Here is a 25,014-nt window from a genome sequence, read left to right on the forward strand (position 1 = left end):
ACTTGTTCTTGATAAAATTAATTTAAAAATTTATTTTACCGTATTAATAAGGAAATAAAAACCAGAGGAGTTAACTCTGGTTTTTACGTTTACAATGTAATTAGGTTATCAGCAACAGCTTCCGTTGTATCTTCATGCGTGACGATAATTATCTGATCAAAACCTGTAGAAGTAATAAATCCTAAAGCTCGCATCTGGCGTTCAACATCACAGGCTGCAAAAGGTTCATCCAGTAACATAAAACCGCATGTTGGCAAAAACGTTTTCGTTAGTGCTACCCGAATCGCTATGCCTAACACATCCAGCGTACTGCCTGACAATGCTTTAGTATTATGACCATCTACTTCAAACCCGGTACTGGCTTTAGTAACCATAGAAGGTGTATCTCGCATGGTGCTGAAATACTGGGAAATTGTATTGCAGACCTGCTGCCAGATGGTGTTGGCCAGTATAGGTTTAATCTCACGTAAAGCCTTTAACAATGCGTTATTAATTTGAGTATTAATAATCTCATTCTTAAAGTTATTAATTTTGTCTTTTACATTATTTTCCTCAGTTTTAAGTTCAGAATATTGTTTGCGCAGTTGCTCAACTTTAACCGGTATCTCAGATTTTTTACTATTAACTGAATTGATACCATGTTGAATATCATTCAAGTCTAGTCTAACCTGATTTAAAGTGTGGGAAAGTTCAGCAGATGAGGTATCAGATTCAGGTACCAGAGCAAGGTTTTCAGTTAACTCCGCCAGTTGGGTTTCAGCATCAACAAGCTGTTGTTTAAAAACTTCCTGCTTAGATTCCCACGCTGATAAGTCCTCCAGTAAATCTTCGTACACTTCCAGTTGCCTGGAGACCTCATGATCTACCTCTGCGAGTTCTCCACCTGCCCATTTATATTTCAGAGGGTATTTTCCGTCATCGTCTATAACCCATTTTGAGTTTATTGCAGGGGTAAATTCAGGCTGACGCAAGACCGCTTTCAACTTGTTAATTTCAGATTCGACTTCAACAATAGAGTTATCCAGTTTGGCCAACTCAATATTGAGTTCAACAATTTCCTCGGAAATACGAGCGTTGTTTTTCTGCATCTCATCTGCATTATCCCACTCTCGTTTACAGGTGGGGCAGACTAAATTAGTACATTTCTGGTCTTCCAGGTTCTTGCGCTTTAACAGCAACTCCTGTTTCCGAATCCTGTACTCACTATAGTTTGATTCAAGCAGTCCTATATCTTGCTGTATGGATTTTTTTGTTCCATTAATTCTGATAAGTGGATTTTTAGAATCAAAATGACTAGGACAATAGTAGGAATAACTTAAATAATCTAAATGCAGAATCCCAAGCTTTTTCTGAATGTCGGCCTGTGCACGTATATTTTTTAATTGCTCATGAAATTTCACACGTGATTCAGCATCCACTACAAGATGAGCGTTTGGTCGTGTAGATACAGGTGCATTTAACCCTGACCTTATAGAATCAAGGTTCTTTTCAACGTTTGCAATAGAGAGTTTTAACTTATTTCGGGTTTCTTCTTCCCCCCGGATTTTACCCAACTGCTCTGTAAGTCTGTCTATATCAGATTTTTTACCAGCAGCCTGAGCTTCAAGTGCCTGTAACTGTTCATCTAGAACACTATTTTCAGTAGCTTCAAACTCATCAATATCGATAAATTTATCTATCTGCTGTTGGGTATTGACCAGTTGAGTTTCCAGTTCTGCAACTAGCTGTTGCAGGTGGTCAGACTTACCCAAACTAAAATTGGTCTGTAGAGTATTAATGTAGCCATCGACCACATCAAAATCTGCCAGCTTCTCTATTAGTTGGATAGATTTACTACCTTCATCTAGTGTACCTCTGACTGAATTCTGCGAGGCAAACATTAGGTTAGTACCTGTTCCGGGCTTTAAATCCAGAAGTTGTTCACAACGTCTGGTTACTTCACGCTGTCCTGTGATTTTTATATCCCCGGAATTAAGCTCTGCCCCTCTGGCAGAACGTACAATGTGATATATCTGACCGTTTAAATCCAGTTCTAGGGTTACAACATGGGATTTGTCTGGTGCACCCCAGGTAGTTAAATCATTTGAACGACAGGCTTCTACACCGAATAACGCAAAGGTTACAGCTTCGAATATGGTTGACTTACCACATTCATTTGCTCCTCGGATAACTGTAACACCTTGCGTAAATTCTAATTTGAGAGAAGTATGCTGTCTGAAATTTGTTAGTTCTAATTTTGTTAGCATAAATTCTTTTTAAAGATAAAAGCGGTTTCTTCTTTTCCAAGCCCTAAGTTCTTTTCTGTTAGAATTAAACTTACAGAACCTACGTAGTCTGATATTAGAGGCTAGATTCCAGTGAAACGTATACTTATAAGAATCTGGTGAGACATCTTCTACAATCAGGTTAAGGTCGTTTGTAGTACACCTAAAAGACTTAAGTACCACACCCTCTGGTAGCATCTTAGGGTTCTCGTAAACAGGGCTTTTATTACTAGATATTAAACCTTTTACATAAGGTTCAGAAGGATCATTACAATTCAACTTTAAATTATAAAATCTTAACTTTCCGTCTATTTGCAAATTATTCTCATGGCTTAACACAGGATCTTTCTGAACTGTATAAATATAATTTATAACCTTTAGAATATCTTTGTACTTTTCTGTACCAAACTCCCGTTTGAATACTACACGGGCTAACCGGTCAACCATGTGATTAATAAATCGCTCCTGTCTCGCCTCTGTATCTAAACGTCGTCGGTTATTCCAATAACCTGTTATTATCCTAGGATAGCGATAGGCGGCTGTTTTTGATAATAGAACATTGATATCAAAAAGTAAGTTTATCTTATAATAACCTCTATCCTCTGTTAATTTAACCAGGATGTCTACCCAGGATTCAGAAAAAAGTTGTGATAGGAGCTTCTGTAAACGGTTTTCAATCTCACCACATAATCTATCTAAATCCAAAGCATTCCCTGAATCTTCAGAATTTAGGTCTAAATTAGTTGCATTAGTCATAATTTTCCGAAATAGCCTAAAAGGCCAGTAACTATTACCAGAGTTGTACATAATATAGCTATAAGAATTATGAAATTTCTAGCTCTGTTTTCAGATTCTTCTATAGTATCTATAGCTGAAAGTACCGTAGGAAGTAAAATAAAAAGTGCCATAATTACTATAAGTGTGAAGTTCAATTTAATTATCCTCCTTCAAGGCTACCACCTCTTCAAATCTAGGTTTCAATGACTCAGGTAGTCTGCTGGCAACCAACTCTTTAACATCATATTTTTTAACATCATCAACCTCTGCAAGCTTTTCATTACTTAGAGATTTAATTCGAATTGAATTTGTTACCACAAAAGCCTCAGATTTCTGACGTATATTTTTAAGTGTTGAAATAGTGGCAGCCGCCTCTGACTGATCAGCTTCACCGGATATTCTTAAAAAGTGTTTCTCCGGAATCTCTGAGGCAGTCCAATCAATTTCAGCAAAGCAATCTGCTATCTGCTGATAGGTTACATATTGCAATCCTGTGTCATCTAACACTACATATTGTTTAGTATCGTCGCCCAGACAGTCAGCAATGGAACTGACAATCTGATTTCCTACAATATGAACATTACCTATTTGCCGTTTTTTGTGCTCATGTGCAAATACTAGGGTAGTTCCTGCTTTTGCAAATTCCAGAGCTAAATCGCCAGACACATTTAAAGAGTGATCAGTCTGAGCTGCGAACTTGTTGTCATAATTTGCATGTAGAAAAACATACTTAGGAGACTGTTTTAAAACCTCGGCCAACTCCTGACTAAACAAATCCTGATTCATCATGTGTGGAATGACAAATATTCCCGGATAAATCTCTTCGTATTTTTTACTAATGATTTTTACATTAGAAATTGAAGCTTCTAAATACGAAGCCAAATTATGAAAACTGGAAATAACATCTGAACTCTTGCTTTCATCGTGATTTCCAGCCGCCAAAAATAAGGTTTTATTCGGATTATTTACGCACCAGTTTTGCAGATGTCTAAACACAAAAAATTCAATTGACTTATCTACATCAGACTTATCAAATAGGTCTCCATTTATTAATAGATCTGAATTATTTGCTCTGTTTAGTAAATCTAGAAACTGTTGTTTCATGAATTCTGTCAGGGCTTTCTGACTTTCAGGTGTAGTTCCTGTCTGACGAGACACACCTAAATGTGTGTCATTAATGACGGTGAGTTTCAATAGATTCCTTTTTAGAAAATTTAGTTTTTAATTGAATAAAAAGATTACAGGTTATACATATTAGAAAAGTTAAACTTCTTGAAATTATGACCACTAATATAAATAATCCAATAATTCCTAATACCAATCCCCAATCCCAGTCCCATTTCCAATTCCAAGTAAACCTGCTTACATAGCCCAAGTTCTGCATCAGGTTTCCTTATTCATCAATATCTAAAACTTCAGGAGTTTTATGCTGATTAGTAGTGGGGTTTAATGCTGAGGATAAGGAATTTTTAACTCTTGTTAATTTCTTGTTAGTATCTGATTCTTCGAAAAATACAAGAGCTTTCTTTATTAGTTTTTTAAGATCTTTTTCTCTAGATTTAGGAAATTTTATCTCTTCAGGACTAATAACAGTAAGTCCGTCTGAATAGTCAACAATTATAGATTTGTAGCCATTATCAGGGCGTATATATAAACAGTAAGGGGTGTAAGATATACAAGGTTTGTATTTATCTAAGTCAGATAGAATAATTTCCAACATATCACACAGACTGTCATCAGCTACAATATAGCCTTTTCTCTTTTGAAACCTCCAACTAAAAATGTCGCTTAACTCCGCCTCTGATATTACGTTGGCTATAACAGTACATAGAAGTCCAAATAGCGAAATGAACAGAACAATCATAAGTACAATTAGTAGAAAATTTAAAAATCCTGGCATACAACTTTCCTCTGTTAATTATTCACTGAGTTCTGTGACAGAACCTCTTTTAAAACTGCCAGCAACGCGCTGTCAGCAGTTAGATGTTTTTCATAATTACTTAAATCAATACTGGCTTGTCCTTGAATATTGAAAGTTTCATAGACAACATCTAAAGGTACTACGTGCCAGTATCCAGCTTCGTAATGGTGAACTAAAATGGATACAGTGCTTCCTGCTTCCGATCGTCTGTACAACTTCGCTCGCTGATTGTCGCTAAATGCCTTTTTATTTAATCGATAAGTATGCTTAGTGCTCTTAACTTCTATAACCCCATGATGGTTAGGTAAAAACCACTGGAAGTCGCCTACCTGGGCCATAAACGTATTTCTGGCCGAAGTAGCGTCATACATACGTTGCCAATCGAAAATAGGAAGATTTACATTTTTAAGAGCCTGTCTGACAAGTTCTTCTGATTCTTTACCGGTATTACGCATAAACACCTCCGGGTGTTAGTTCTAAAACTAACACCCTGTATTAAAAGTTACATATTCTTTAATTTTTGGTCTCGTTCGTAGTCATCCCGACACTCAACAGAACACCAGCGTAGGTCACCTTCCACGGGGTCACCGCAGTACAGGCAGTAACCTGTAGGTTTTGTAGTTTCTGTATTTTGTTTGGAATTACGAAGAGCCGCTTCTAAAAGGCTTTGCTCAACCAAGGATGCCTGATCAGCAATATCTACCATCAGTGTCTCCTTAACTATAAAAATAATTGAGTCGCGTAAGCTGGTCGCGTAGGACATACTCCATTTCTTTATACTCACCCTTACGTAAAAGGGTGACTATTTCAATAAGAGTTTCTTTATATTCAGCCTGAAGCTCTGAATATTTTTCATCTGAATTCAAATCCTCAGAATCCAAATCAGCCATTAACTCTTCTATTGTCTCTTCTTTACTAACTAACTCTTTCTTGAGCTTGGCATTTTCAGTGGTTAATCTTTCTAACTTACTTTTAAACTCAACAAAACCTTCTGATTTACCAACCTCAATATCCTGAGATGTTAAGCCTCTGATAATTTTGTAAAGTTTAGCGTTTTCAGTTTTATAGGCTTTTAGAATTTGATGTTGGGCCTCAAGCTCTACTAATTTAGCTGTACTTATCACACTGTGAACAGTTGGGTTACCCATAAAGTTCTCCTCATGCAGCCTGCAAGTCTCGTTCAGAAACTTTGTTAATCAGTGCAGTGATGTTTTCAGCAGTTGGAACAACGTCATCACCCAACTCATGCTGATCACCAAACGTCCAACCAATTGAGACAGAACTTTGAATAGGAACTTGCATATTGGCATAGTGTTCAGTCATAGCTTTGTAGATTAACGGGATAACTTCCGGCATATCTTTAATAGCAATAGAAAAGACTAACTCATCATGAATCGGAGCCAGGAAACGAATATCGTATTTATCCCTGATACCAGCTTCATAAATACGTCCCATTGCCAGTTTAGTCATTTCAGCACCGGAACCTTGCACCATGAAATTAACTGCCCGACGTTCATCTTTTGACGCTTCATAGATATTAGTGCTATTAATGTTCTCAAGATGACGACGTGCGCCTAACATAGTCAGACTATATCCAAGGGCTTTGGCTTGTTTAACTACTTGGGTTTTCCATTGCTCTACACCAGGGAAAGCATCGACTTTGGCTTTGATGTATTCAGAGGCATCATATTCAGAGCAACGTAGTGTAATTGACAGTTTTTGTGCCTCAACACCATACTGTGTGCCAAAGTTGACTGTTTTAGCTAATTTACGCCAGTCTGAAATCTCTTTGTGACGAGGGTCGTCTTCATTAACCTGAATAGCTTTGAAAGCTTCGTAGTCCATACCAGAAATTTTGGCACCTGTAATAGAGTGCATATCTCGCAGATTTTCACCAACATAGCAGGAGAGCATATTTTCATCCTGAGATAAATCAGCAATAATCCTTAACTCCTGCGCTGAAAAGTCCAGCGACACTATCATGGCCTGATTATGGTGAGGTTCTATAACAGTACGGAAATCTCCGGCACCTTTAGGAAACTGTTGCAGGTTCGGATTAGATGATGAGAATCTGCGAGTGTTCGTACTGCACTGGTTCAAACTGGCATGGATTTTCCGGTCTTTCCAGTGTGGAAGCATCCGATAGGTTTTATAAAACAGATTAAACCTGGTTTGTAATGTCTTTATTACTAACAGGTTTTCTAACACTTCCCGTTCTTCTGTACCTTCCGCAGTGTCGTAGCAGATAGCTAGCTCTATAGCATCCGCATCTGTTTTAGGTGAACCGTCTTTCCCTGCTTTATATTGAAGCACAGTTGGTTTATTCCGAATACGAACCGGTAGCTGTAGAGTCTTGTACATAAGTTCGGCTAACTGGTCCGGGCTATTGAAATTAAAATCAGGTTGACCCTTAAACATAGCTTTTAAAGCTTTGTTTAAATACTCAAGATCACCATCCTCTAACCAGCTTCGTAAATCGTCAGCACCAGCTAAAGAAAGCTCTTCAAGTAAAGCTTCAAATTTGTGTTTACGTGTCTTAAATGGTTGACCCTTTAAAAGTTGATATGCATATTTAATACCCTCAGGTGTTTTATAATTCTCTTCTGTTAGGGGTTTGAAGACTGAGCCTTCCCATTGTCTTTTAGTCAGATATTGATAAATTTCATTCTGGTGTTTTTCTAATTCGGCTTTATCTCGTTTATCTAATGCAGCTAACGTAGCCAAGTTGATATTCAAACCATCCAGAAAAGCCTGTGCTGTCCAGAACGCTGCGCTAATTTCAACCTTACGATAGATTTCCCAGCTATGCTCTGTAAGCATAAATAAGCGATACCACTGAAAGAGGGCAGCAGTACAGATCGTATCATCTGAGGCATAACTTAATGCTTCTGTTAATGTCAGCTCGTCCATCTTCCGGATGTGGCCATCAGAATCTGTAACTGTCTCAGCAAATGTAGCCTGTTCATAATTCAACCAGCGTTTTGAGTTTTCTTTTAAACCTAATGGACTGTTTTCATCCACATAAGATGCCATTAACTTGGTGTCATCAACATCTCGCAAAAACCATCCGTAAGTATTTTTCAGGACAGGTAGCTCAAAGTTCACGTTCTGAATCACAAACCGATGGGTGGGATTGAGAAATAGTAGAACTTGCTCAACCATTTCAAGCGAAAGATTGTCAGTATTAGCATGATTAATACTGAAATCAAATGTATATTGAAAATTGCCGCCCAGAGTTAATTGCACACTGACTAACTCAGATCCAAAAACGTCTAATTTCTGACCTTGTCCTTTTTTAGTTGCGTTTATCGCAGCCAGCCAGTCATCTGACTCCTCCGGAGTTGATGTTTCAATATCCAGAGACACATAGGGACTTTCTGTTGCAATCCGTTTAATCTGGCTAAAGACTTCATTGAAATTACTTTGGGTTACACCAATTACTTTTTGAGCATAATTCAAAAGATTTGGGTGATGAATCACACCAGTCTTATTAACCCCATGCTGCCATTCTAATAATGACGGTTGAATCATTTCAGTATGTAGTTTGGCACATTTTAAGGACAGTTCAACAGACTGTGAGTGATCAATCAGTTTTTGTAACTGAGGACATTTCTCTACGTCTTCCTGCATCTTTACTAAAGACTTAGTTTCAATGAGTCTACGTAAAACTTCTAAACCGTTATCCCCAAACTTAGCATAAACAGCTTCAAAAGCCTTTTTACCAAAGCCTGGTGCACCTTTGATGTTGTCCGAAGTATCACCTACAGTAGCTTTATAAACATCTATAAAGCCCACGGGAAAGTCGCCGAATGGGTTAGTATTTAAATTTTCATTTATATAAGTAGATACATTTGAATGTTTCGAAAGAATAGCTAAGTCACCATCAACTGACCAAACCAATACAGGCTCCTCAGTTATAGTCTGAGCAAACCATGCAATCAAATCCTCTGCTTCAACCCCTGGATGTGAAACAACTTGTGAACCAAGATTGAGCATAGCCTCAGTCCACATTTCTTCTAGTTTATTGTACTCATTAAAGATGGCCTGGGATTTAGTTCTACCTTGTTTATATTCAGGATAGATGGCTTTTCTAAACTGAGTTCCGTCTCTTCCTTCTTTTACCCAGACGATATCTTTAGGGTTTAAATGAAGCTGTTCACAAAAGGTTTTTAGTACATTAGTAGCATTATCAAATCCGTACTGTGAAGTATTTATCCATTGAGATGTAACTTCATTATTCTCATTTGTAAGTTCTTCTATGTACCCAAATTCACTATCTTTCCCAGCAAATAGGACTTTTTTAAGAATACCACTAGTATCAGCAAATACTTGCATTAGCGTCTCCAGAATCTGTAACTTGTGTTTTTGCCCGGAAATAGAACGCGGGCAATTTCTAATACGTTCAGAAAGTTCTGTTTAACGTCTGGTTTATGCAAAATGAGAGGAAAAACATTGACACAGTAGACATAAAGGTCATGTGCCCACTCATCTCGTAGATTAACCGGACTGTTTTGAAAAGATTTCAGACATTTAATAGGGGAGACGGATGTTTTATTCTGATAGTTTTTGAGAGCGATATCAGTCCACAAACCCCACCGGTCGTGGCTCCATCCGAGATTTACATCGTTAAGTTTGATAAGCAATTGCTCATTTGTAATTATTAAACCGCGATGCTTATCCAATGCATTTAGTTCCCCTAAAACATCAATGAGTAACCAGAGAAAATATCTGAAGCTTTGCGCATGTTTGTTCTGCACAGTTGAGCTGTTTAATAACCACTTCTGAACATCAGGTAGTAATTCAGGTATTGTCGGGTTGTAGATCCAATCAAATAATCTGTTTGTATTATTTTCAGGGATTGGATGTTGCCACTCAAAAATGTTTAATCCGAAAACCGTTTGTTTTTCCAACACAATAGTTGGAGCTTTAAATATTGGCTCTCGCGCTGGGCTGGAAAAAACTGCACTTTTAGGTAGTGCAGTCAGGAACCTTTCGAAATCCTCTGTAAAACTCAAGATCTTTTTTCTAAGCTTTTAATTGTTTCTTTCACAGCCGTTGGAACAATATTCTGTATTTCTTCAAGTGTTAAATTAAATTCAGTAGCCAAATACCGGAGAATATCGCAGGAAGATTCAATATCGGCTAATGCAGCGTGTGCTGCCCGCTGTTCAAGTTTCAGATTACTTACTGCAGTCTGTAATTTGTGATTTCCCCAGAAAGGAAACTTACAACGGATTAAAGAAAGCGTATCTAGAACCTGTTTCCCTGTAAATCTGTCCGCACCAATCATCCGAATATCAAATTTCACATTGTGACCGAATACAGTATCAACACCTTTTACCCAGTTTAAAAACGGAGATGTTTCAAACACTTCTTCAATAGTTGGCTCATTTTTGACATCGTCATTGGTAATACCATGAATACGAGTAGCACTTTCAGAAATAGGAATTAAAGGGTTAATTCTCTGGTTTAAAGAATCGACGGTTTTAAATGTTTTCGCATCAACTAAAATCGCAGCTAACTCAACTATTTTTGCTCCAGAGCCAAGACCTGTGGTTTCAGTATCAATACCTAAAATATACATAAAATCCTTAAAGGGCGTTGATACCAACGCCCAGATAAATTATTAAACGGCAAGTGGAGATTGTTCTGCTGGATCTTCTACTGCGGTAAAATCAAATTGAACCCAATTAAAGCCTCTACCTTTTTTATCCCGCTTAGTTAACTGTACACAGGTTTTGTTTTTTGCTTCGACCGTGTTCTTATTTAGCTCGGCTAAAAATACAAAGGATCTCCAAGCCTTCAAGCTTGAAGGTGAGAAATAAGCCATTACAAAATCAGAAGAAGTTAAAGGTACAACTGTTCCATCTTTTAGAGGGTCAGCACTTTTAAACCGCCCAAATAGAGCACCGCGTTCTTCCCATGAAGCTTCCGGGAAATCTTTTCTAACTCTATCTAAATATTCATCTTGAGGGATTCGATTACCTTCTTCTTCTACATAACCATTAAAGGCTTTAACGGTTCCTTCATTTGCATCTCTTCCTGGTACTTTCAGGCGTAGATACGGTGCTATATTAATAGGTAGTATAGTAATACTATCCAGAGTTAGATCAAGCTCGCCACCTCTGGCAGAGGCTAGAGATACTCCAGCAGCCGTAACAACACAAGCGTGGAACGTTTCTTGAGGTAATTGCATCTCTGCAATCGGGACATTAAAGGAAGACTGTGCTGTGGCTACAATATTTTGATTTTCTGTAACCTGAGGAACTGTGTTCACAGTTCCATTTAGAGTTGTGGAATTCAAAGTGTTGTTAATTGTTTCTGTGGAATTTAAAGGTTGTTCTAGCATAAATTTTCTTTCGTAAAATAATAAATAAAGTTCAGTAATGATATATTTTGGAACATCAAAAAAGTATAAAAATTCAAACCATAGTTAAATGGTTCGTTATGGATACTTTTTTGAACATATAGAGGAAAAAGAAAACTAACCATCTATATGGTTGAGTTGATAATAACCCAAATTTAAATCCAATTCAAGACTAAATTTAGGTTGAATCAACTATTTGGTACTAAAATTAGCTACACCGGCTTCTTCCATTCGGGCAACATCAATTTTGATACAATCTGTGCCTAGAATAGTATCTGTAAAAGAGTCGACTGCAAAAGACGCATTCTTCAGAACAGAGTGAAGCTCTCTATCAGATGAATAAACAGGTACGACTCCAATCTCTTTACAGCGTTTTCTATAACTAAAGAATAGTCTGGGTGCAGAAACAATTAAGTATTGAACTCTGCCCGCAGCACTGTCGCCATCCATAAAGCGGTAATGTGTTCCAATCACAATCTTACCAACAGAAATATCTGACTCTCTGGAAGCATTCGACATAGATTTCATAAACATAACTACTTCACTGGCTACTTCTGTAGTCCAGAAAGCTTTATTCAGTAAAGCTAAACGCATTGCTTTTAACTTTTCTGTAAAAACATCTCCGAAATGCTCAAATAATGTCGCTGTAAAGAAGTCAAAACCAGCTGTTACAGCGATAGCATTTGAAACAATACGATCATTTGCTCCGTTATATAGTAAATTTGAAACCTCCTCTTCAACAGTAAGATAAGAATTTTTTAAATCAAGTAAATCACATGTAATAGCACGTTTGGCCAGTAAATAACCAAGAGCACTGATCAGTATTTCGTTTCTGGACAGAAATTTAACATGTTCTGCGCGGCCCACTTTGTCATCCAAATGAAACATGGCCGGCACAAGCCGTTCCAACAGTGACGTTTGCGATGTGTCTATCGATTCACCTAGCCATGCAATAGGAGCCAGCATGGGTTGATTGCTTAACTCTGCATAATGCGAGCCGGCAGTGTTGCCTCCACCCTTACTTACGGTTGAACCGACCGTATAGGCTACTTGAAGTAGACCTCTGAAGTCTTGTAACCACTGAGGTGATACATTCTGAGGCTTTACTTCATCCACTACTACTGGAATAGAGGCTGAACTGACCAACCGTTTCTCAATCGCAAATCGTGAAGTATTATTCGCAGCTAATACATTTAACTTATTTTTAAACGAAAACAGATTCAACAGCAAATTAATAGTTGTAGTTTTACCTGACCCGGCCTGGCCCACAATCTGCATTAACGGGAAATTTTTTATCAAATCCAGTTTATACAAAATGTGTTTAATAAAACATGCTGAGAACCAACCCAGAACCACAGACAAACTATAAGTATTACCATTTAAATCTAATAAGTGTTTTACAGCTTCCTGCAACTCACTCTTATTTTGTTCAGGTACATTAAATAAATCTGTCTTAAAAATCCCCGCTTCATTTGAAGCATCTACATAAAAAGGGTAGTTATGTATCGAAGATTTTGAAATTGCCCCTTCATAAGTATCTTTGGCTTCAACCCAGAATCGACTAAACAGACTTTCTGTATGATGTTCTTCATTTTCTTTAGCATCCGCCACATCAACATATACACCTTCAAGACAGGTGGCTTTTAATTCTTCATAACCATCTGAAGATGAGCCTGCAAAATTAAGCAATGCCTGACGAAACCGGCTAGACTCTTTCATGGTCAAACCCGCTATATGTCCGCCTAATTTCTGAATATGTAAAGAGAATTTAACCTGATTATTCAGCTCAGCTAGCGATATAACCATTCTGGGTAAAGAGTTACCCAGAACTACAGGTATCACACTATAGTGCGTAATTAAACCATTCTCGTCTCTAATCACTTGGAGTGAATCAGGTTTCCAAGCATAATCCGATACAGTTAAAACATCTTTAGAAGTTAACTGTACAACGCCAAGATCACTGGCATGCATGTCACCTGCCATATTCTGAACAAATTTTACGCGCTCAATTTCATCCTTCATATCTATTCCGCAATAATCCAGATTGGAAGCATATTCTTCTTGTAAGATAGACCTTAAACCTATTGAGGTATACTCAAAATAGTTATTTTCAGCTACATACCGAAAAGCCTCACGCATAGCTACTTCTATGTCATGTTTGGATGAATGGGTTAACCCCTTTATTTGCGAACGTTTTTCAATAAAACCTTTAATAGATTCTATATACTTGTCTTCATGTTCCAGAGTGTTCATACCTACAGCTACCGCAGCAATAGCCATCTGTAACTTTATATCATTCAGGTTCTTACCTTGATTAACAGCATCTCCTGAAAACAGTGCCTGAATAGTAGGTACAGCACTAGGATTAGGGAAACTTAGTTTCTTAGTTTTATTTTTAGCTCTTGTCTTCTTCTGTTCATTTAAGTTAGCTATAGCCACAGAATAGAGAGTTGATAGCCCCTTATTAAATTCCGCATCCTCCGGGCGGATATCTGGACGTTTTTGGGAACACCAATCCCAGTAACCCTGTTCATCCAGAGTTAGTAGTTGCTCTGGGTGGATAGGGACTTTCCACGAAATCTGTCCGTTGTCCAAAGTTCGTGATCGATAGGTAGTACGCCACATTCGTCCGCGTTTGGCTGTATAAACCCGCATATCTAAATGAGGTGTAATTAACTCCCAAGCTAAACTTCTATAAATGTCAGGTAGGTCAGGAACACCTTTCAGCATTGCAATATTTTTTGCTTTTTCTGACATCAGGCAAACCATAGGAATAGTGCAATGCACCCCTTTACGTCCAGATAGCCACCATGATGCCTGACGTAAATCGAAACCCAATTCTTGTAGTTTTCGCATAAAACTGCGGACGTCCTCTAAAACTGAATCGATATCTCCTTCACTGTCCCAATCAAGATAAAACGGTCCGCGGTAAGCCAAATTTTCCGGAGGAGGTTCACCTTTATTCCACTTAGCATTACAATCCAGAATAGTCATAAATTCAGGTTTATGCTCATTAAGATAATCTTGGCGATTTATATCTTCTAAGGTTTGCCACGGACTCTTTCCGGTCATGACACTATAATACCAACTCATTTTAACCTCCGAACAACCAATCACGTAAATCTTTATAGGAATATTGAATCCGGTTGGCTATAGTATCTTTAGCTAATAAAATATCCTGTCTGCGCATTTGTACTGTACCCTTGGCACAAGCTAGTCTAACCCGGCAAGTTTCTGTTTGACCGTTTCTATCGATTCGACCTATAGCCTGAATCAATTCTTTAGGTATCATAGGTAGCTCAACAAATAAAATATCTGTACAAACTTTCTTGATACCGTCTAAACCAGAACCCATAGATAGGGGTTGGCCAATTAAAATCTTGCAATCATCTTCCTTAAGAAATCGATTCAAATTTTGCATTTTGACTTTCGCTGTTAGCTTTCCGTAAATTTCCACAGCATTCCAGGGTTTACAAAAATCTTTTAAAGCCCTAATTGTGTTCTGGTAATAGGCAAAGATAACTAGCTTCCGACCGCCAAGTTCTGACATAATCTGTTCAATAAGTTCAAAAGCTTTTACTTTTTTACGAGCTTCTTGTTTAGATTTTTCATCTTCAAAAAATGACTCATAACCTACGATTATTTGTTGTAACATTATGTGAAGCTTCTGAACTGTATTCCCATTAATTTTCTCATTGCCGTATTTAAATAAAGCATTCTCAGCTAAACTGTCATAAGCTTCTTTATGTGATTTCTCTAATTCATAAAAAATAGGTTTGAAAATAACCTCAGGTAAATACTTATCTACATCCCTACGAAAAACCCGTGCACTATTAAACAAAAAGTTTTCATTTAACTCATCCTCATTCTTATACTCAAGAATCTTGTTAAAAAAATCTCTGGATTTCACATGCTTAGCATCAAACCATTTTTTAGATACATAAGCATCAGGGTTCGTAATTGAAATATAGGCATAAGCATCTTCGGGTGTGGTCAGAGGCGTACCAGTCATAGCTATAAATCTACGTTCAGCTACCACGATATGTATCCTTCAACAATTGCTGTAATAAATTAATTGATTCAGTTGAGTCTTGTTTTTGGGCAGACGTCTTAGTAGACTGTTTTCTTTTAGTCTTTGCTTTATGATTTAAAAATAACGCAGATTGACCAGTTAAGAATGCCTTGACCGCTTTATAATTCCCTGTAGCAATATTTTTCATAGATGTAGCTTCATCTACGATGAGGGTAACTTTCTTATCGAGAAAGAAGTCAAACAAACGTTTAAAATCATTTTTAAACACCTCTATAGACATAAGTAGGTAGTCAGCATCTAAAGAAATTCTATTACGTTCATCTGGCGTACCAGCATAGATTTGAACACGTTTAATTTCAGGAATTAGCTTGATAGTTTCTTCCCACTGAGTTAAGAGGATAGGAGGCATTAAAATAATTGTTGTCTCGTACCCTTGTAATTTATGATAGAGAGATGCAGCTAGTGCGGTTAAAGATTTTCCGGTTCCAACTTCAAAATACATTCCCGCAGCCGGTTTATCGGCAAATGCATTTACCCAAGTAGATTGATATGGATAAAGCGGAAAGGGTATCGAAAATTGTTTTTCCACTAATTCAGCAGCATTAGATAAAGGGTAATAATCAACAATCTCTTCTGCTGGCAATTTATTTAGAAGACGCTTATATTCTTCTGCACTAACAAAGTGCTGCTTAGGACTAAACCTAAGATGCCCATGCTCGAGCTGTTCCGTAGTTGGGGTCATAATCAGATTTTTGGGGGATTCCAAGGCTGGAGAAATCCCACTTTTTTCTAGCGTATTCTGAAATATCTGTGTCATTATCTACGTCCACCTCACGTTTAAAGTTTTCTATCATAATTTTTTTATCTTCTTGTTTTCTTCTCTGAACCTTCTCGTAGTATTCAAGGGAGGATAACGGTGAAATATCTACTTGTTGTAATTTTTGTATCGATTTGCCTGACGCATCCCACTCTACGACAGCTTGAATAACGGGTTCTTTATCGTAATATTCCGGATATTCTAAAAAAAAGACATAATCTGGTAGATACCCTTGTCTAATCTTGTGTCGTAATACATTAAGTTCTAATTCAAAAGGATGACGAATCAATCTATAAGTCTTACCTAACTTTTCTTGCATATTTTTAGGAAGTTCCTGACACAGTCGTACTTCTTTTATAGAGCGGTAGTACCGAAGACCCGTAGGATCCATGTGTCTGAATTTCGCTAAGAGAGCTATATACCGTTCAGGTTTACTTAAATCTTTGTCTACATATATAGTTGTATCTGTATCTATACCCATCTCCTGCATAATAGCTTTGTATTCCGGATCATCCTCTGAACGGTCACCGATTGCTTCTACTTCGGGATGTGGATTTTCAACTTCATATCTGTAATTCCGCCACAAAATCGGAAAATGCTCCTGAAAATGTTTTACTAACTCTGGTTTTTTCACTTTTAAGCGATTCACGCTTAAAAGCCATGAAATAAAATCTTCTCCATCCAGAGCAGCCTCCCTCTGAGACCTACCCCTAAATTTTAAAATTTCAAATGATTTATATACTCGAACTCTGTCACGATTAGTTCTCCAATCCATACCTAAACAATTAACAATTCTGGAAACCGGAAGAAGACTTCCATCAGGGATAAACTCCAAAGTTTTCATCTCCCCTGCATCCATATACTTAAATACAAACGGCTGTAAAAGTGCTGACATAGAACCCTCGTCACTATAAAAGTTCTAAATTGAAATAATTTAAATCAAAAAAGAACAATTAAAAGCCATAGAAAAACCTGGGCGGAACAAAGTTCCAACCCAAGTCTTTATACTACTGAATCTAACGAGTGTTCGTCAACCTTATATTTAACGCATAATGAATTATCTGATAAAAAGCCTCAGTATTTAAGTTTAAAACTCTAAGTATTAACATATTTTCCCCTCTTCACGCAGGGTTCGTTGGCTTTTCCAACCTCTGAGGTTTGCGTGGTATTCTGTATCTTCACAAGCAATAGCTTGATGTTCAAGAGGTGAATAGTGCTCTGGTTTACTTCCTACAAGTTTATCGTATAACTTTGCATTCTCGTCATACGAAGGAAAGTTTCCATTATGATTCAGATAGGAAACACGAGCACAACGTGCTGCTGAATCTTTACCAAATAATTCCATCAATCTTAAAGGTGATTGGTTTTCATGATCACCACCTAAGTAATAGGGTAGATGTATATTGGTTAACTTAGGCTTAGAAGTCTGTAAAGCATTTCGTATTTTCTCTGCCAAGTTTCTAATTTCAGGTTGTGCAGCAGGGTGACAACGTAATGCGAAGAAGTTGTCCCAATCTGTAGCTGTAACTACTACAGATATCTGAGAAAACCATTCTGTAGGTCTATTTGCCCACTGCTTATGTAGACCTAACTTAGAGAGAATCCAGACACCAAGACTATTATTTATGGCCATACCATACCAAATGGCTTTTGCAAGCCAAAGACGGACGCCTTTCAAATTTTTATCTTGAGCCTGCATTCCCGCCTGATTTTTACCCCAGCGGACAGGTGTAACAAAATTACCCCAAATGTTCTTAAGCATTCTGGAAACTGGAACAGCACGGCTACTTGAAGCATTCCGGGAAAACATTCTATGAGTCATAAACTCAGAGTGGATGTATCTGGGATATTTTAAATTCAAAGTAGTTATCCGGCATCCTTGTGAACTGATAGAATCAGCCAATACTTTAACTTCTACTTTTGCTAAGTTCATATATCCCCACTTGTCCGTAACCGTAAGAAAACAGGGTGGCGAGGTGCTTCCTTAATACCGTGTGAAAAATACTTGTATGTTACTAACCGACCAAGTAACTCATCTCGACGCTTCCAGAACTCCTGACGCTGGGCATCGTTAAAACCAGTACCGATTTTGAACTCAACACCCTCAGGTGTTTTACAAATTAAAGCTCCTAATTTGTTACCACCTTCTAAATTTTCTTTATGGGAAGAACGCTCAGTAAGTCCAAGTGCATTAGTAACTGCCTGATTATGGTTATGCATTAGTTCTTCAAACCCGATAATCTCAGCCTCAGCATCTAGGAATCGTTTCAGCTTTATCATACCCTGCTCATTAAGGGTACTACGACCTTGCTTATACAGAGCTGTAGGAGAGCGAAGGATTACACCTTCATAACCTTGAGCTAATACTTCTCGTTCATAAGCTTCTAACTCTTCGTATGAAGTGATTAATTTGGTATCAACAAGTTCAACGAATCCCTCTGGATACTCTTCACTTCCGAATCTGATACCTTTAAAAGGCAACGATAGTAATTGAAGTCTAGATTTATAATCCCAGCCTGAGACCATATAATTATCAAAAACACAGAAAGTAACGTAAGGCTCCCCGGATTCTCTTCTAACAGCACCCGATGTATTATTGTACACATCCTTATCATAAGGATTGCCAACTACCAATTCTCCATCAAGACCATTTAGCATACGTCCAAATGATTTTATGATATTTTGTACATGCTTGTTAGGAATTAGCTTATTAGAACGGGTATAACCTACACCATCCTTAATGTACATACGCACACCATCAATTTTAGGTGATGCCCAGAGTGGAAACTCTAAATCTTTTTCTTGACCTTTTTTCAAGGTTGCTGCTAACATAACTCTGAATTTTTCATTCGACACATTTTATCCTTTACAGAATTTGGAATTTTAGGTAACTCAGACCACGCAACGTCATAGCCCGCCACAGGTGTGCCGATGCGCAAAACTCCATACTTGGACAGTACTAGTAACTTAGCTGCCCGTGGGTCTGGTTTATGTTCTTCAATATCTTTTAGATACACTAATGCTGCTGTTGGAATAGTTTTATTCAACACACGATAGAATCCTTTAAAATAAAAATTAATTCTGATTAATTTAGTTTATAACTAAGAGTGGAAGTTTATATATCCCAACCTTCTGTAACTGCTAATCTTTCAGTTGTCATCATAACCATCCTCTAAATTTTTCTTAACTTCACTAAACCCTTTACACAATTCTTCCCAACCAGATTTTGATTGATTTATTGCTGCCCAATATAAATCATTCAATTCAGGTTTTTCCTGTAATACATATAGCATCATCAAATTACAAGAAGCATGAGCAAGATGAGGAAATCCTGATTCAGGGTCATTTATTTCACCAGAATGAAATGCGGTCAGATGTCTTTGGAGAGCTGCATACAAGCGGCTCCAGTTCAAGCCCTCCCGCCAATTATGATCTGAGTATTTTTCCGCTCCGAATCCTAAAACCGTAGCAACCGCTGTTAGCCATTTAGGGTCTACTAAATCTAAACGGGGTTTTCCATTATCATGTTTTATACCAGGCATTTTGAACCCTCGAATCTTAATATATATGCATAAGTATCTCGGTTATAGCCAGCAGGGAGTTTGCCATTTAATCGGTCAAACGGAGGCAGAATTCCAAGTCTAACCCATCTATATATAGTGGATACTGATACGTTCAATACTTTAGCCACATCTGATACGGAATAAAAATCTTTACTCATACAATCTCCAATTTATATAAATGTCTTTTTACTAAGGATCTAATTCGATTTAGATACATAACAAACATGGCATTTAAAGAACCTGGACCGGCATAACCCATATTTTTTAGATTTTCTTCTGCTGAATTTAGTATCTGTATTAACTTATCAGGCTCAGTATTTTGAATTTTTTCTGTAAGAGGAGGACACCAGTCTCCCTTACATGCTGCTTCTAAATAGGGTCTTAGTTCAGAGTCTAGGGTTGTTGAGATTGAGATTTCAGCCATTGAGATATCTCCAAATAAGTGGTTGGAAGGTAAAAACTATTTTTAAATGCATCACTGTTAGGGAAATAGTTTTTCTTCGCCACTATTAAAATTTCATAGTTATTTTTAGAGTGAATATAGGAATCTTGATAATAACCAGAGGCTATAGCAACTATTTTTAGTAAAGCTTTATTGCCAACATAATTATTCTCAATAAATTTAAGGGTTTTATTACGTTTTAAATAACTCTCTAAGTCATATTCAAATTCACTTAGAGAACTCTTAATAATCATTAGGGGTATCCCATAAATGATATTAATGGTCATCCTTGTACTCCTTGATGGCATTCCGTAGAAAACCATAGTATCGATTCGGTATAGATGTATCCTCCTGCTCAACAGTACGAATTAGACCTTTTAATAAAATATCTACCTCCTGTAATGAAAAATTTTGAACAATCTGGTTTATGTCTGAATCTGACAAATGTTTCATAAGTAAACCTTTATTCGTACTACTTTTAACAACTTACTTCATATCGAAAGCTATTATATCAAGTGTTCAAAAAAATATATATAATTTGTAATAAATGTACACATTATTTATATAAATACTTGTTTAATAGCTAAATTTAATAATCAATTTTTAAATCTATTTATCATTTAAAATACCTAATTTATATTTATGCTCTGGTATGACGGTGAGAGAGTTTTCAGAATCGCTAAATTTTAATTTACCGGATAAAATTAAACCCCGAACATGTTGCTCAGGGTTTTTAACAGTTTTATCCAATTCTACAATTGCATATTCATATGTATTTTTAAATACACGATAAACTTGCTTGCCTTCTTGCACTAAATTTCCTCAAATTACTAAAATAATTAACCGAACCTGTTTCAGTGACTTCACCTAACCCAACAGAATTAGCAAAGTCTACTAACTGGTTATACATAAGTTTATATTCTCTATTTACAGCCCTCCTTAAAATAGTTTTATTTAAATTTTTTGGAACAACCGGAAAACAGAGTAGGGTATAAAGATCACTATTTTCCCCACTCACTGTTGGTAAGGTTTTCTCAGTTTTCCACTGTAATAAGCAATCCGATATAAAACTTTCAAGGTCTAATTCAGAGTTAATAAGAATCTGAAAACCAGAAGTTTTCCCGTAGCATAACTTGTACTGATAAAAGATAGTTTTCTTATTAGTTCTGGAAACAAATTCATAAGCATCATGATAAGCTTGAATAAGAAACCTTAAATCATCTGACAAATCCCAACAATCGTCGGCTGCTACACTAATACTTGAGGCTTTAAACTGAAAATTTTCAATGCTCATGAAACTGATCAGTTAAGGGGATATTATCCAGCGTTTTGGCCACCTGATTTAAAAACTCAAGGTTGTTGATCTTAATATTTTTAAATTCTTCAGCCAGACTTTTTAAAATATCTGAATCTATTCCGTCCAGAATTCCGGCCAGAATTAAAGCATTTATTTTGGCCATATGAGCTGAGTCTTTGTTATAAAGGTCACCTATAAACTCATCTGCCTCTGTAATTAAACAATCACTTTTAATTAAACTGGCTACACTGGTTTCGGTAGTTTCCATAGAACCTCTAATTATCTAAAGTCGAAAACACACCCATCCATAAATGTGTAATTATCATATTTAAACGCTTGAACGGCCTCGTCTAAATCCACAAGATCTAAAATAAACTGATAAGTTCTATATAGCTCCCCAGTCTTAGGATTTACTGACCCAGGTAAACACCTAATAGATTCTTCCAAATACTCACGTACATAATCACCAGGATCCGAGTCATAGCTACCTATGTACGCCTCTCTCCCTTCCTCTAGAGCTTCTTTTACAGACAAGGAACTATCATAGTTGTCCCAGGTAGCTAAAACATAAGTCAACTCCTCGGAGTCTAACTCAAACACATCCCATACTTGAGGGTCAACATGAGACTCTGACACGAGTTGCTTTAGTACTAGTCGAACTTCCGAATCAAAATCAAAATCCTGAAACATAAACTCAGGCTCATCTTCGTCTTTATGAAGTTCTTTACAGGCAACGATAAAGTCGTCATAGCTATCGTAATCAGACATATCCAGCCATTTACCAAATAAACTACCTTCGTTATATTTTTTATAAGTTCCTACATAAACACCAGCATACATATAGTTCTCCTAAAATGAAAAGACCGCCGGATTAAGGCGGTCTTTAATTAAATTTAAGCTATTTCAAGATAATTAATAGAATTGAGCCTATTATTGGCGGTATTAAAAAAAGTCCTATTCTGTTCAATCCCAACAAAGTCCCTATCTAGCATCAAAGCTGCAGCACCCGTACTTCCTGAACCCATAGCAAAATCCAAGACAGTGTCACCGGGATTGGAGTAAGTTTTAATAAAATACTTTAGTAGCTCTATAGGCTTTTGTGTCGGGTGTAGTGCATTGGTTTGTTTGTCACTTGGAAAAACTAAGACACTGCGCGGATACCTTTCTGTGGAGTCATATTTGACACCCTTTTCAGCTTTCCCATAAAGCTCACTATTCAATGAATTCCTACTAGATACTTTCCTTATATGCCCGTCTGTTTTTTGCGGGTTGTATGTAGGCTGTTTCCTATAAAACACAGAAATAAATTCATGTGCACGCAGTGGTTGTCTGTTCGCATTAAGAAACCCTGTTGCATGGGGTTTTTCCCACACCCAATCGTACCGATAGTAATCTTCATTACTAAGCCTTAAACGACTTGAAAAAGGTTCAATTCCGAAAATTAAGATAGCCGCAGAATCTTTTGCTACTCTATGCAACTCTTTCCACAAAGGTTCAAGTGGGATCACCTTATCCCATTCGTACTTAGTAACGCCGTAGGGTGGATCTGTAATGAGTAAATCAACACTGGCTTCTGGCAGGTGCTGTAACTCATTTAGACAGTCGCCGTTAAATAATCTCATAGGTTGTCCCCATAATAGAAAAGCCACCGTTTGGTGGCTTTAGCTTGTGTTGTGGTTTAATACGAAACAGAGTCAGCTAATTGCTGATTAATTATCTGACATACTCTCTGTAAGTAATAGTTTTAAGTTCTCTTTTGGTTACGTCGATAAACTCTTGCGGCTGCATATAGAAAATATCTTTTTGGTCAGGGACGGACGACTGTAGCCAACGTATTTCAAACTGTCTCTGCTGTATTTTGACAGTGCTTTCAATAAGCATGAAAGTATCAACATCCTGTAACTTGTCGTCTTCAATCGTAAATTTCTTTACTAGAGTAAAAAGCTCTGCTGTTGTTAATAGTTTATTATTATCAATTTTATAAAGAAGCTGATTTTCAAGATCCTTTTTGCTCAAAATACTCTCCTTAAAATTAAATCTCTCAGTCTTATTTCCTAAAAGGTAAAATATCTGACCACTTTAAATCTTCATGAGCTGTATAAAAACAAAACCAAACAAATGGAATCATGAAAATAGGAAATAACATAAATAAAATCAAACAGAGCCATATTAGTAAGGCAGGATACTTCCCAGTGGGTAGAATATCCTCATTAATCTCTTGAAGACTTCGACACAAACCCTTAACCATACCTATGAACATCGCAAAAGGAATTCGTACTAGAAAAAGAAAACAAATTAAAACCCAGCCAAACAATAAAATAAATAAATTTTTCAAAATACCTCTCCAAAATAAAAGCCAGCTAGATGCTGGCTTTAAAGTAGAACTTCTCCGGAAGAATTAATCCAACGTACTCGATGCTCTGTATGAATTTTTGAATGTACTTCTGTAGGTTGATCGTCAAACGTATATTTGTAAAACCACCCGTCATCCTCCGAGTCATACTCCAAATAAAAATATCGGTTTGATAGTTTTACTATAGTAGCTACACGCTCATAACCCCAATCCCTTCGTAATGTTTCGTCTGTATGCGAAAACCAAGAAACTAACTTTTCAAGTATTTGTTCACTTAGGTATTCACCTCTATCAATTTTATTTAAAAGGTATTTTTCAATAGTTTGTTTATCTGACACGTTCATCTCCTTAAAAGTAAAGCCAGCAATTAGCTGGCTTTAAAGTAGAACGTCTCCAGCGGAGTTAACCCAACGCTCATGCTCCTCCGTACGGGTTTCTAAGTGTACTTCTGTCGGTTGACCATAAAATGTATATTCCTGACGCCACCCATCATCTTCCAACTCATACTTCAGATAGAAATATTTGTTTGATAATTTAGATATAGTGGCTACACATACATAACCAACCTGTATCTTAAGTACTGTGGCTTTATGCAAAAAGACAGTCACTAATATTTTAAGTTCGGTTGCATTTAAATCTTTACCTCTATCAATATTTTTTAAAAGATAATCTGCATCTAACTTAGTATATGTCATTATAATCTCCAAAGTTTGTTAAAGTTGGTACTTAACTGGCTTAGCATTTTCCCAATCACAAGTTATTCCACCTGAATTTCCAGAATCAAAAATTAAACAGGTAACTGTTCGGCCATCCTCTAAAGTCCTGCATATTTCAATAGTGCTCCATGATGAAATCTTACTTTGCGATCCGCAACCGGCAATAAAAAAGTCGCCATAGCGACTAGAAATAATTTCATTTTCATATGTAACTTTTAACGTTAAATGAAGGGTTCAAAATATTTATCCAAAATAAAACCCAGCTAATTGCTGGCTTTATTTATGTTCATCAGAACGCTTATAAGTAATCTTTCCTTTAACTCTACCACCATTAATATTTTCAATGGTGAAAGTGTTAACGTCCCCCCTAATCAATCCACCATCGTTGATAATTTCATCGGCATCAACATCTCCACGTATCTGACCACCATTGATATTTTTAATTTTAATAGTGTTAACGTTTC

31 protein-coding genes are annotated in these 25,014 nt (G+C 36.9%); all 31 read right to left on the reverse strand.

Annotation, left to right across the window (positions count from 1 at the left end):
• Nucleotides 1–89 precede the first annotated feature (89 nt).
• Complete coding sequence (locus H3V11_RS08995; RefSeq protein ID WP_198224492.1) at nucleotides 90–2,246, reverse strand: AAA family ATPase; 2,157 nt, start codon at nucleotides 2,244–2,246, stop codon at nucleotides 90–92.
• A gap of 9 nt (nucleotides 2,247–2,255) precedes the next feature.
• Nucleotides 2,256–3,020, reverse strand: a complete 765-nt coding sequence (locus tag H3V11_RS09000; protein WP_198224494.1) for a hypothetical protein — start codon at nucleotides 3,018–3,020, stop codon at nucleotides 2,256–2,258.
• A 177-nt stretch (nucleotides 3,021–3,197) separates the two neighbouring features.
• Nucleotides 3,198–4,235, reverse strand: a complete 1,038-nt coding sequence (locus H3V11_RS09005; RefSeq protein ID WP_198224496.1) for a metallophosphoesterase — start codon at nucleotides 4,233–4,235, stop codon at nucleotides 3,198–3,200.
• A gap of 199 nt (nucleotides 4,236–4,434) precedes the next feature.
• Nucleotides 4,435–4,941 (reverse strand): hypothetical protein, encoded by a 507-nt coding sequence (locus H3V11_RS09010; RefSeq protein ID WP_198224497.1) that lies wholly within the window; start codon nucleotides 4,939–4,941, stop codon nucleotides 4,435–4,437.
• A gap of 14 nt (nucleotides 4,942–4,955) precedes the next feature.
• Nucleotides 4,956–5,417 (reverse strand): hypothetical protein, encoded by a 462-nt coding sequence (locus H3V11_RS09015; protein ID WP_198224499.1) that lies wholly within the window; start codon nucleotides 5,415–5,417, stop codon nucleotides 4,956–4,958.
• Between the two features lie 47 nt (nucleotides 5,418–5,464).
• The gene (locus H3V11_RS09020; protein WP_174831517.1) at nucleotides 5,465–5,668 is read right to left on the reverse strand and encodes a DUF2116 family Zn-ribbon domain-containing protein; all 204 of its coding nucleotides are present in this window, start codon (nucleotides 5,666–5,668) and stop codon (nucleotides 5,465–5,467) included.
• Nucleotides 5,669–5,678: 10 nt separating this feature from the next.
• Nucleotides 5,679–6,110 carry a hypothetical protein gene (locus H3V11_RS09025; RefSeq protein ID WP_198224501.1) on the reverse strand — a complete coding sequence of 144 codons (432 nt, stop codon included), beginning with the start codon at nucleotides 6,108–6,110 and terminating at the stop codon, nucleotides 5,679–5,681.
• A 10-nt stretch (nucleotides 6,111–6,120) separates the two neighbouring features.
• Nucleotides 6,121–9,297: a DNA polymerase gene (locus H3V11_RS09030; RefSeq protein ID WP_198224503.1), complete on the reverse strand. Its 3,177-nt coding sequence runs from the start codon at nucleotides 9,295–9,297 to the stop codon at nucleotides 6,121–6,123.
• A complete protein-coding gene (locus H3V11_RS09035) occupies nucleotides 9,297–9,977 on the reverse strand; it encodes a hypothetical protein (protein WP_198224505.1) in 681 nt (226 codons plus the stop codon). Before H3V11_RS09035 ends, H3V11_RS09030 begins: the two co-directional genes overlap by 1 nt.
• Nucleotides 9,974–10,546 (reverse strand): 3'-5' exonuclease, encoded by a 573-nt coding sequence (locus tag H3V11_RS09040; protein WP_198224507.1) that lies wholly within the window; start codon nucleotides 10,544–10,546, stop codon nucleotides 9,974–9,976. Before H3V11_RS09040 ends, H3V11_RS09035 begins: the two co-directional genes overlap by 4 nt.
• 42 nt (nucleotides 10,547–10,588) lie before the next feature.
• A complete protein-coding gene (locus tag H3V11_RS09045) occupies nucleotides 10,589–11,311 on the reverse strand; it encodes a hypothetical protein (protein ID WP_198224509.1) in 723 nt (240 codons plus the stop codon).
• A 210-nt stretch (nucleotides 11,312–11,521) separates the two neighbouring features.
• Nucleotides 11,522–14,422: a hypothetical protein gene (locus H3V11_RS09050; protein ID WP_198224511.1), complete on the reverse strand. Its 2,901-nt coding sequence runs from the start codon at nucleotides 14,420–14,422 to the stop codon at nucleotides 11,522–11,524.
• A 1-nt stretch (nucleotide 14,423) separates the two neighbouring features.
• Nucleotides 14,424–15,368: a helicase-related protein gene (locus tag H3V11_RS12075; protein WP_198224513.1), complete on the reverse strand. Its 945-nt coding sequence runs from the start codon at nucleotides 15,366–15,368 to the stop codon at nucleotides 14,424–14,426.
• Nucleotides 15,358–16,104 carry a DEAD/DEAH box helicase family protein gene (locus H3V11_RS09060; protein ID WP_198224515.1) on the reverse strand — a complete coding sequence of 249 codons (747 nt, stop codon included), beginning with the start codon at nucleotides 16,102–16,104 and terminating at the stop codon, nucleotides 15,358–15,360. The genes H3V11_RS12075 and H3V11_RS09060 overlap by 11 nt, the downstream gene beginning before the upstream one ends.
• Nucleotides 16,064–17,023 (reverse strand): hypothetical protein, encoded by a 960-nt coding sequence (locus H3V11_RS09065; protein ID WP_198224517.1) that lies wholly within the window; start codon nucleotides 17,021–17,023, stop codon nucleotides 16,064–16,066. Before H3V11_RS09065 ends, H3V11_RS09060 begins: the two co-directional genes overlap by 41 nt.
• A 258-nt stretch (nucleotides 17,024–17,281) precedes the next feature.
• A complete protein-coding gene (locus H3V11_RS09070; RefSeq protein ID WP_198224526.1) occupies nucleotides 17,282–18,112 on the reverse strand; it encodes an FAD-dependent thymidylate synthase in 831 nt (276 codons plus the stop codon).
• Nucleotides 18,109–19,035 (reverse strand): hypothetical protein, encoded by a 927-nt coding sequence (locus tag H3V11_RS09075; RefSeq protein ID WP_198224528.1) that lies wholly within the window; start codon nucleotides 19,033–19,035, stop codon nucleotides 18,109–18,111. Before H3V11_RS09075 ends, H3V11_RS09070 begins: the two co-directional genes overlap by 4 nt.
• Nucleotides 19,005–19,229: a hypothetical protein gene (locus H3V11_RS09080; RefSeq protein ID WP_198224530.1), complete on the reverse strand. Its 225-nt coding sequence runs from the start codon at nucleotides 19,227–19,229 to the stop codon at nucleotides 19,005–19,007. Before H3V11_RS09080 ends, H3V11_RS09075 begins: the two co-directional genes overlap by 31 nt.
• Before the next feature lie 99 nt (nucleotides 19,230–19,328).
• Complete coding sequence (locus H3V11_RS09085; RefSeq protein ID WP_198224538.1) at nucleotides 19,329–19,721, reverse strand: dATP/dGTP diphosphohydrolase domain-containing protein; 393 nt, start codon at nucleotides 19,719–19,721, stop codon at nucleotides 19,329–19,331.
• The gene (locus H3V11_RS12080; RefSeq protein WP_198224540.1) at nucleotides 19,709–19,900 is read right to left on the reverse strand and encodes a helix-turn-helix domain-containing protein; all 192 of its coding nucleotides are present in this window, start codon (nucleotides 19,898–19,900) and stop codon (nucleotides 19,709–19,711) included. Before H3V11_RS12080 ends, H3V11_RS09085 begins: the two co-directional genes overlap by 13 nt.
• Nucleotides 19,897–20,166 carry a hypothetical protein gene (locus H3V11_RS09095; protein WP_198224542.1) on the reverse strand — a complete coding sequence of 90 codons (270 nt, stop codon included), beginning with the start codon at nucleotides 20,164–20,166 and terminating at the stop codon, nucleotides 19,897–19,899. Before H3V11_RS09095 ends, H3V11_RS12080 begins: the two co-directional genes overlap by 4 nt.
• Entirely contained in the window at nucleotides 20,136–20,471 is a 336-nt protein-coding gene (locus H3V11_RS09100; protein WP_198224544.1) for a hypothetical protein, read from the reverse strand. The genes H3V11_RS09095 and H3V11_RS09100 overlap by 31 nt, the downstream gene beginning before the upstream one ends.
• A gap of 322 nt (nucleotides 20,472–20,793) precedes the next feature.
• On the reverse strand, nucleotides 20,794–20,997 hold the full coding sequence (locus H3V11_RS09105; protein WP_198224546.1) for a hypothetical protein: 204 nt from the start codon (nucleotides 20,995–20,997) through the stop codon (nucleotides 20,794–20,796).
• Nucleotides 20,963–21,478 carry a hypothetical protein gene (locus tag H3V11_RS09110; RefSeq protein ID WP_198224548.1) on the reverse strand — a complete coding sequence of 172 codons (516 nt, stop codon included), beginning with the start codon at nucleotides 21,476–21,478 and terminating at the stop codon, nucleotides 20,963–20,965. Before H3V11_RS09110 ends, H3V11_RS09105 begins: the two co-directional genes overlap by 35 nt.
• Nucleotides 21,468–21,749 (reverse strand): hypothetical protein, encoded by a 282-nt coding sequence (locus H3V11_RS09115; RefSeq protein ID WP_198224550.1) that lies wholly within the window; start codon nucleotides 21,747–21,749, stop codon nucleotides 21,468–21,470. The genes H3V11_RS09110 and H3V11_RS09115 overlap by 11 nt, the downstream gene beginning before the upstream one ends.
• An 11-nt stretch (nucleotides 21,750–21,760) precedes the next feature.
• Nucleotides 21,761–22,321 (reverse strand): antirestriction protein ArdA, encoded by a 561-nt coding sequence (locus tag H3V11_RS09120; RefSeq protein WP_198224557.1) that lies wholly within the window; start codon nucleotides 22,319–22,321, stop codon nucleotides 21,761–21,763.
• 53 nt (nucleotides 22,322–22,374) lie between these two features.
• Entirely contained in the window at nucleotides 22,375–23,103 is a 729-nt protein-coding gene (locus tag H3V11_RS09125; protein ID WP_198224559.1) for a site-specific DNA-methyltransferase, read from the reverse strand.
• 91 nt (nucleotides 23,104–23,194) lie between these two features.
• Entirely contained in the window at nucleotides 23,195–23,497 is a 303-nt protein-coding gene (locus H3V11_RS09130; RefSeq protein WP_198185915.1) for a hypothetical protein, read from the reverse strand.
• A 357-nt stretch (nucleotides 23,498–23,854) separates the two neighbouring features.
• The gene (locus H3V11_RS09135) at nucleotides 23,855–24,172 is read right to left on the reverse strand and encodes a hypothetical protein (RefSeq protein ID WP_198224561.1); all 318 of its coding nucleotides are present in this window, start codon (nucleotides 24,170–24,172) and stop codon (nucleotides 23,855–23,857) included.
• Nucleotides 24,173–24,211: 39 nt separating this feature from the next.
• Nucleotides 24,212–24,529, reverse strand: coding sequence for a hypothetical protein (locus tag H3V11_RS09140; protein WP_198224563.1), 318 nt, complete (start codon nucleotides 24,527–24,529; stop codon nucleotides 24,212–24,214).
• A gap of 297 nt (nucleotides 24,530–24,826) precedes the next feature.
• Nucleotides 24,827–25,014: hypothetical protein (locus tag H3V11_RS09145; protein ID WP_198224564.1), on the reverse strand; the 188-nt coding region annotated here is incomplete at its 5' end.

The sequence above is a fragment of the Snodgrassella sp. W8158 genome (genome assembly GCF_016100435.1).
In the GTDB taxonomy this organism is placed as follows: domain Bacteria; phylum Pseudomonadota; class Gammaproteobacteria; order Burkholderiales; family Neisseriaceae; genus Snodgrassella; species Snodgrassella alvi.

What these genes read in the sequence shown, in the direction of transcription:
- H3V11_RS08995 (WP_198224492.1), bottom strand. Translation starts at nt 2,246, where the DNA reads ATGCTAACAAAATTAGAACTAACAAATTTCAGACAGCATACTTCTCTC.
- H3V11_RS09000 (WP_198224494.1), bottom strand. Translation starts at nt 3,020, where the DNA reads ATGACTAATGCAACTAATTTAGACCTAAATTCTGAAGATTCAGGGAAT.
- H3V11_RS09010 (WP_198224497.1), bottom strand. Translation starts at nt 4,941, where the DNA reads ATGCCAGGATTTTTAAATTTTCTACTAATTGTACTTATGATTGTTCTG.
- H3V11_RS09015 (WP_198224499.1), bottom strand. Translation starts at nt 5,417, where the DNA reads ATGCGTAATACCGGTAAAGAATCAGAAGAACTTGTCAGACAGGCTCTT.
- H3V11_RS09020 (WP_174831517.1), bottom strand. Translation starts at nt 5,668, where the DNA reads ATGGTAGATATTGCTGATCAGGCATCCTTGGTTGAGCAAAGCCTTTTA.
- H3V11_RS09025 (WP_198224501.1), bottom strand. Translation starts at nt 6,110, where the DNA reads ATGGGTAACCCAACTGTTCACAGTGTGATAAGTACAGCTAAATTAGTA.
- H3V11_RS09030 (WP_198224503.1), bottom strand. Translation starts at nt 9,297, where the DNA reads ATGCAAGTATTTGCTGATACTAGTGGTATTCTTAAAAAAGTCCTATTT.
- H3V11_RS09040 (WP_198224507.1), bottom strand. Translation starts at nt 10,546, where the DNA reads ATGTATATTTTAGGTATTGATACTGAAACCACAGGTCTTGGCTCTGGA.
- H3V11_RS09045 (WP_198224509.1), bottom strand. Translation starts at nt 11,311, where the DNA reads ATGCTAGAACAACCTTTAAATTCCACAGAAACAATTAACAACACTTTG.
- H3V11_RS09050 (WP_198224511.1), bottom strand. Translation starts at nt 14,422, where the DNA reads ATGAGTTGGTATTATAGTGTCATGACCGGAAAGAGTCCGTGGCAAACC.
- H3V11_RS09060 (WP_198224515.1), bottom strand. Translation starts at nt 16,104, where the DNA reads ATGACCCCAACTACGGAACAGCTCGAGCATGGGCATCTTAGGTTTAGT.
- H3V11_RS09065 (WP_198224517.1), bottom strand. Translation starts at nt 17,023, where the DNA reads ATGAAAACTTTGGAGTTTATCCCTGATGGAAGTCTTCTTCCGGTTTCC.
- H3V11_RS09070 (WP_198224526.1), bottom strand. Translation starts at nt 18,112, where the DNA reads ATGAACTTAGCAAAAGTAGAAGTTAAAGTATTGGCTGATTCTATCAGT.
- H3V11_RS09085 (WP_198224538.1), bottom strand. Translation starts at nt 19,721, where the DNA reads ATGCCTGGTATAAAACATGATAATGGAAAACCCCGTTTAGATTTAGTA.
- H3V11_RS12080 (WP_198224540.1), bottom strand. Translation starts at nt 19,900, where the DNA reads ATGAGTAAAGATTTTTATTCCGTATCAGATGTGGCTAAAGTATTGAAC.
- H3V11_RS09095 (WP_198224542.1), bottom strand. Translation starts at nt 20,166, where the DNA reads ATGGCTGAAATCTCAATCTCAACAACCCTAGACTCTGAACTAAGACCC.
- H3V11_RS09100 (WP_198224544.1), bottom strand. Translation starts at nt 20,471, where the DNA reads ATGACCATTAATATCATTTATGGGATACCCCTAATGATTATTAAGAGT.
- H3V11_RS09110 (WP_198224548.1), bottom strand. Translation starts at nt 21,478, where the DNA reads ATGAGCATTGAAAATTTTCAGTTTAAAGCCTCAAGTATTAGTGTAGCA.
- H3V11_RS09115 (WP_198224550.1), bottom strand. Translation starts at nt 21,749, where the DNA reads ATGGAAACTACCGAAACCAGTGTAGCCAGTTTAATTAAAAGTGATTGT.
- H3V11_RS09120 (WP_198224557.1), bottom strand. Translation starts at nt 22,321, where the DNA reads ATGTATGCTGGTGTTTATGTAGGAACTTATAAAAAATATAACGAAGGT.
- H3V11_RS09125 (WP_198224559.1), bottom strand. Translation starts at nt 23,103, where the DNA reads ATGAGATTATTTAACGGCGACTGTCTAAATGAGTTACAGCACCTGCCA.
- H3V11_RS09140 (WP_198224563.1), bottom strand. Translation starts at nt 24,529, where the DNA reads ATGACATATACTAAGTTAGATGCAGATTATCTTTTAAAAAATATTGAT.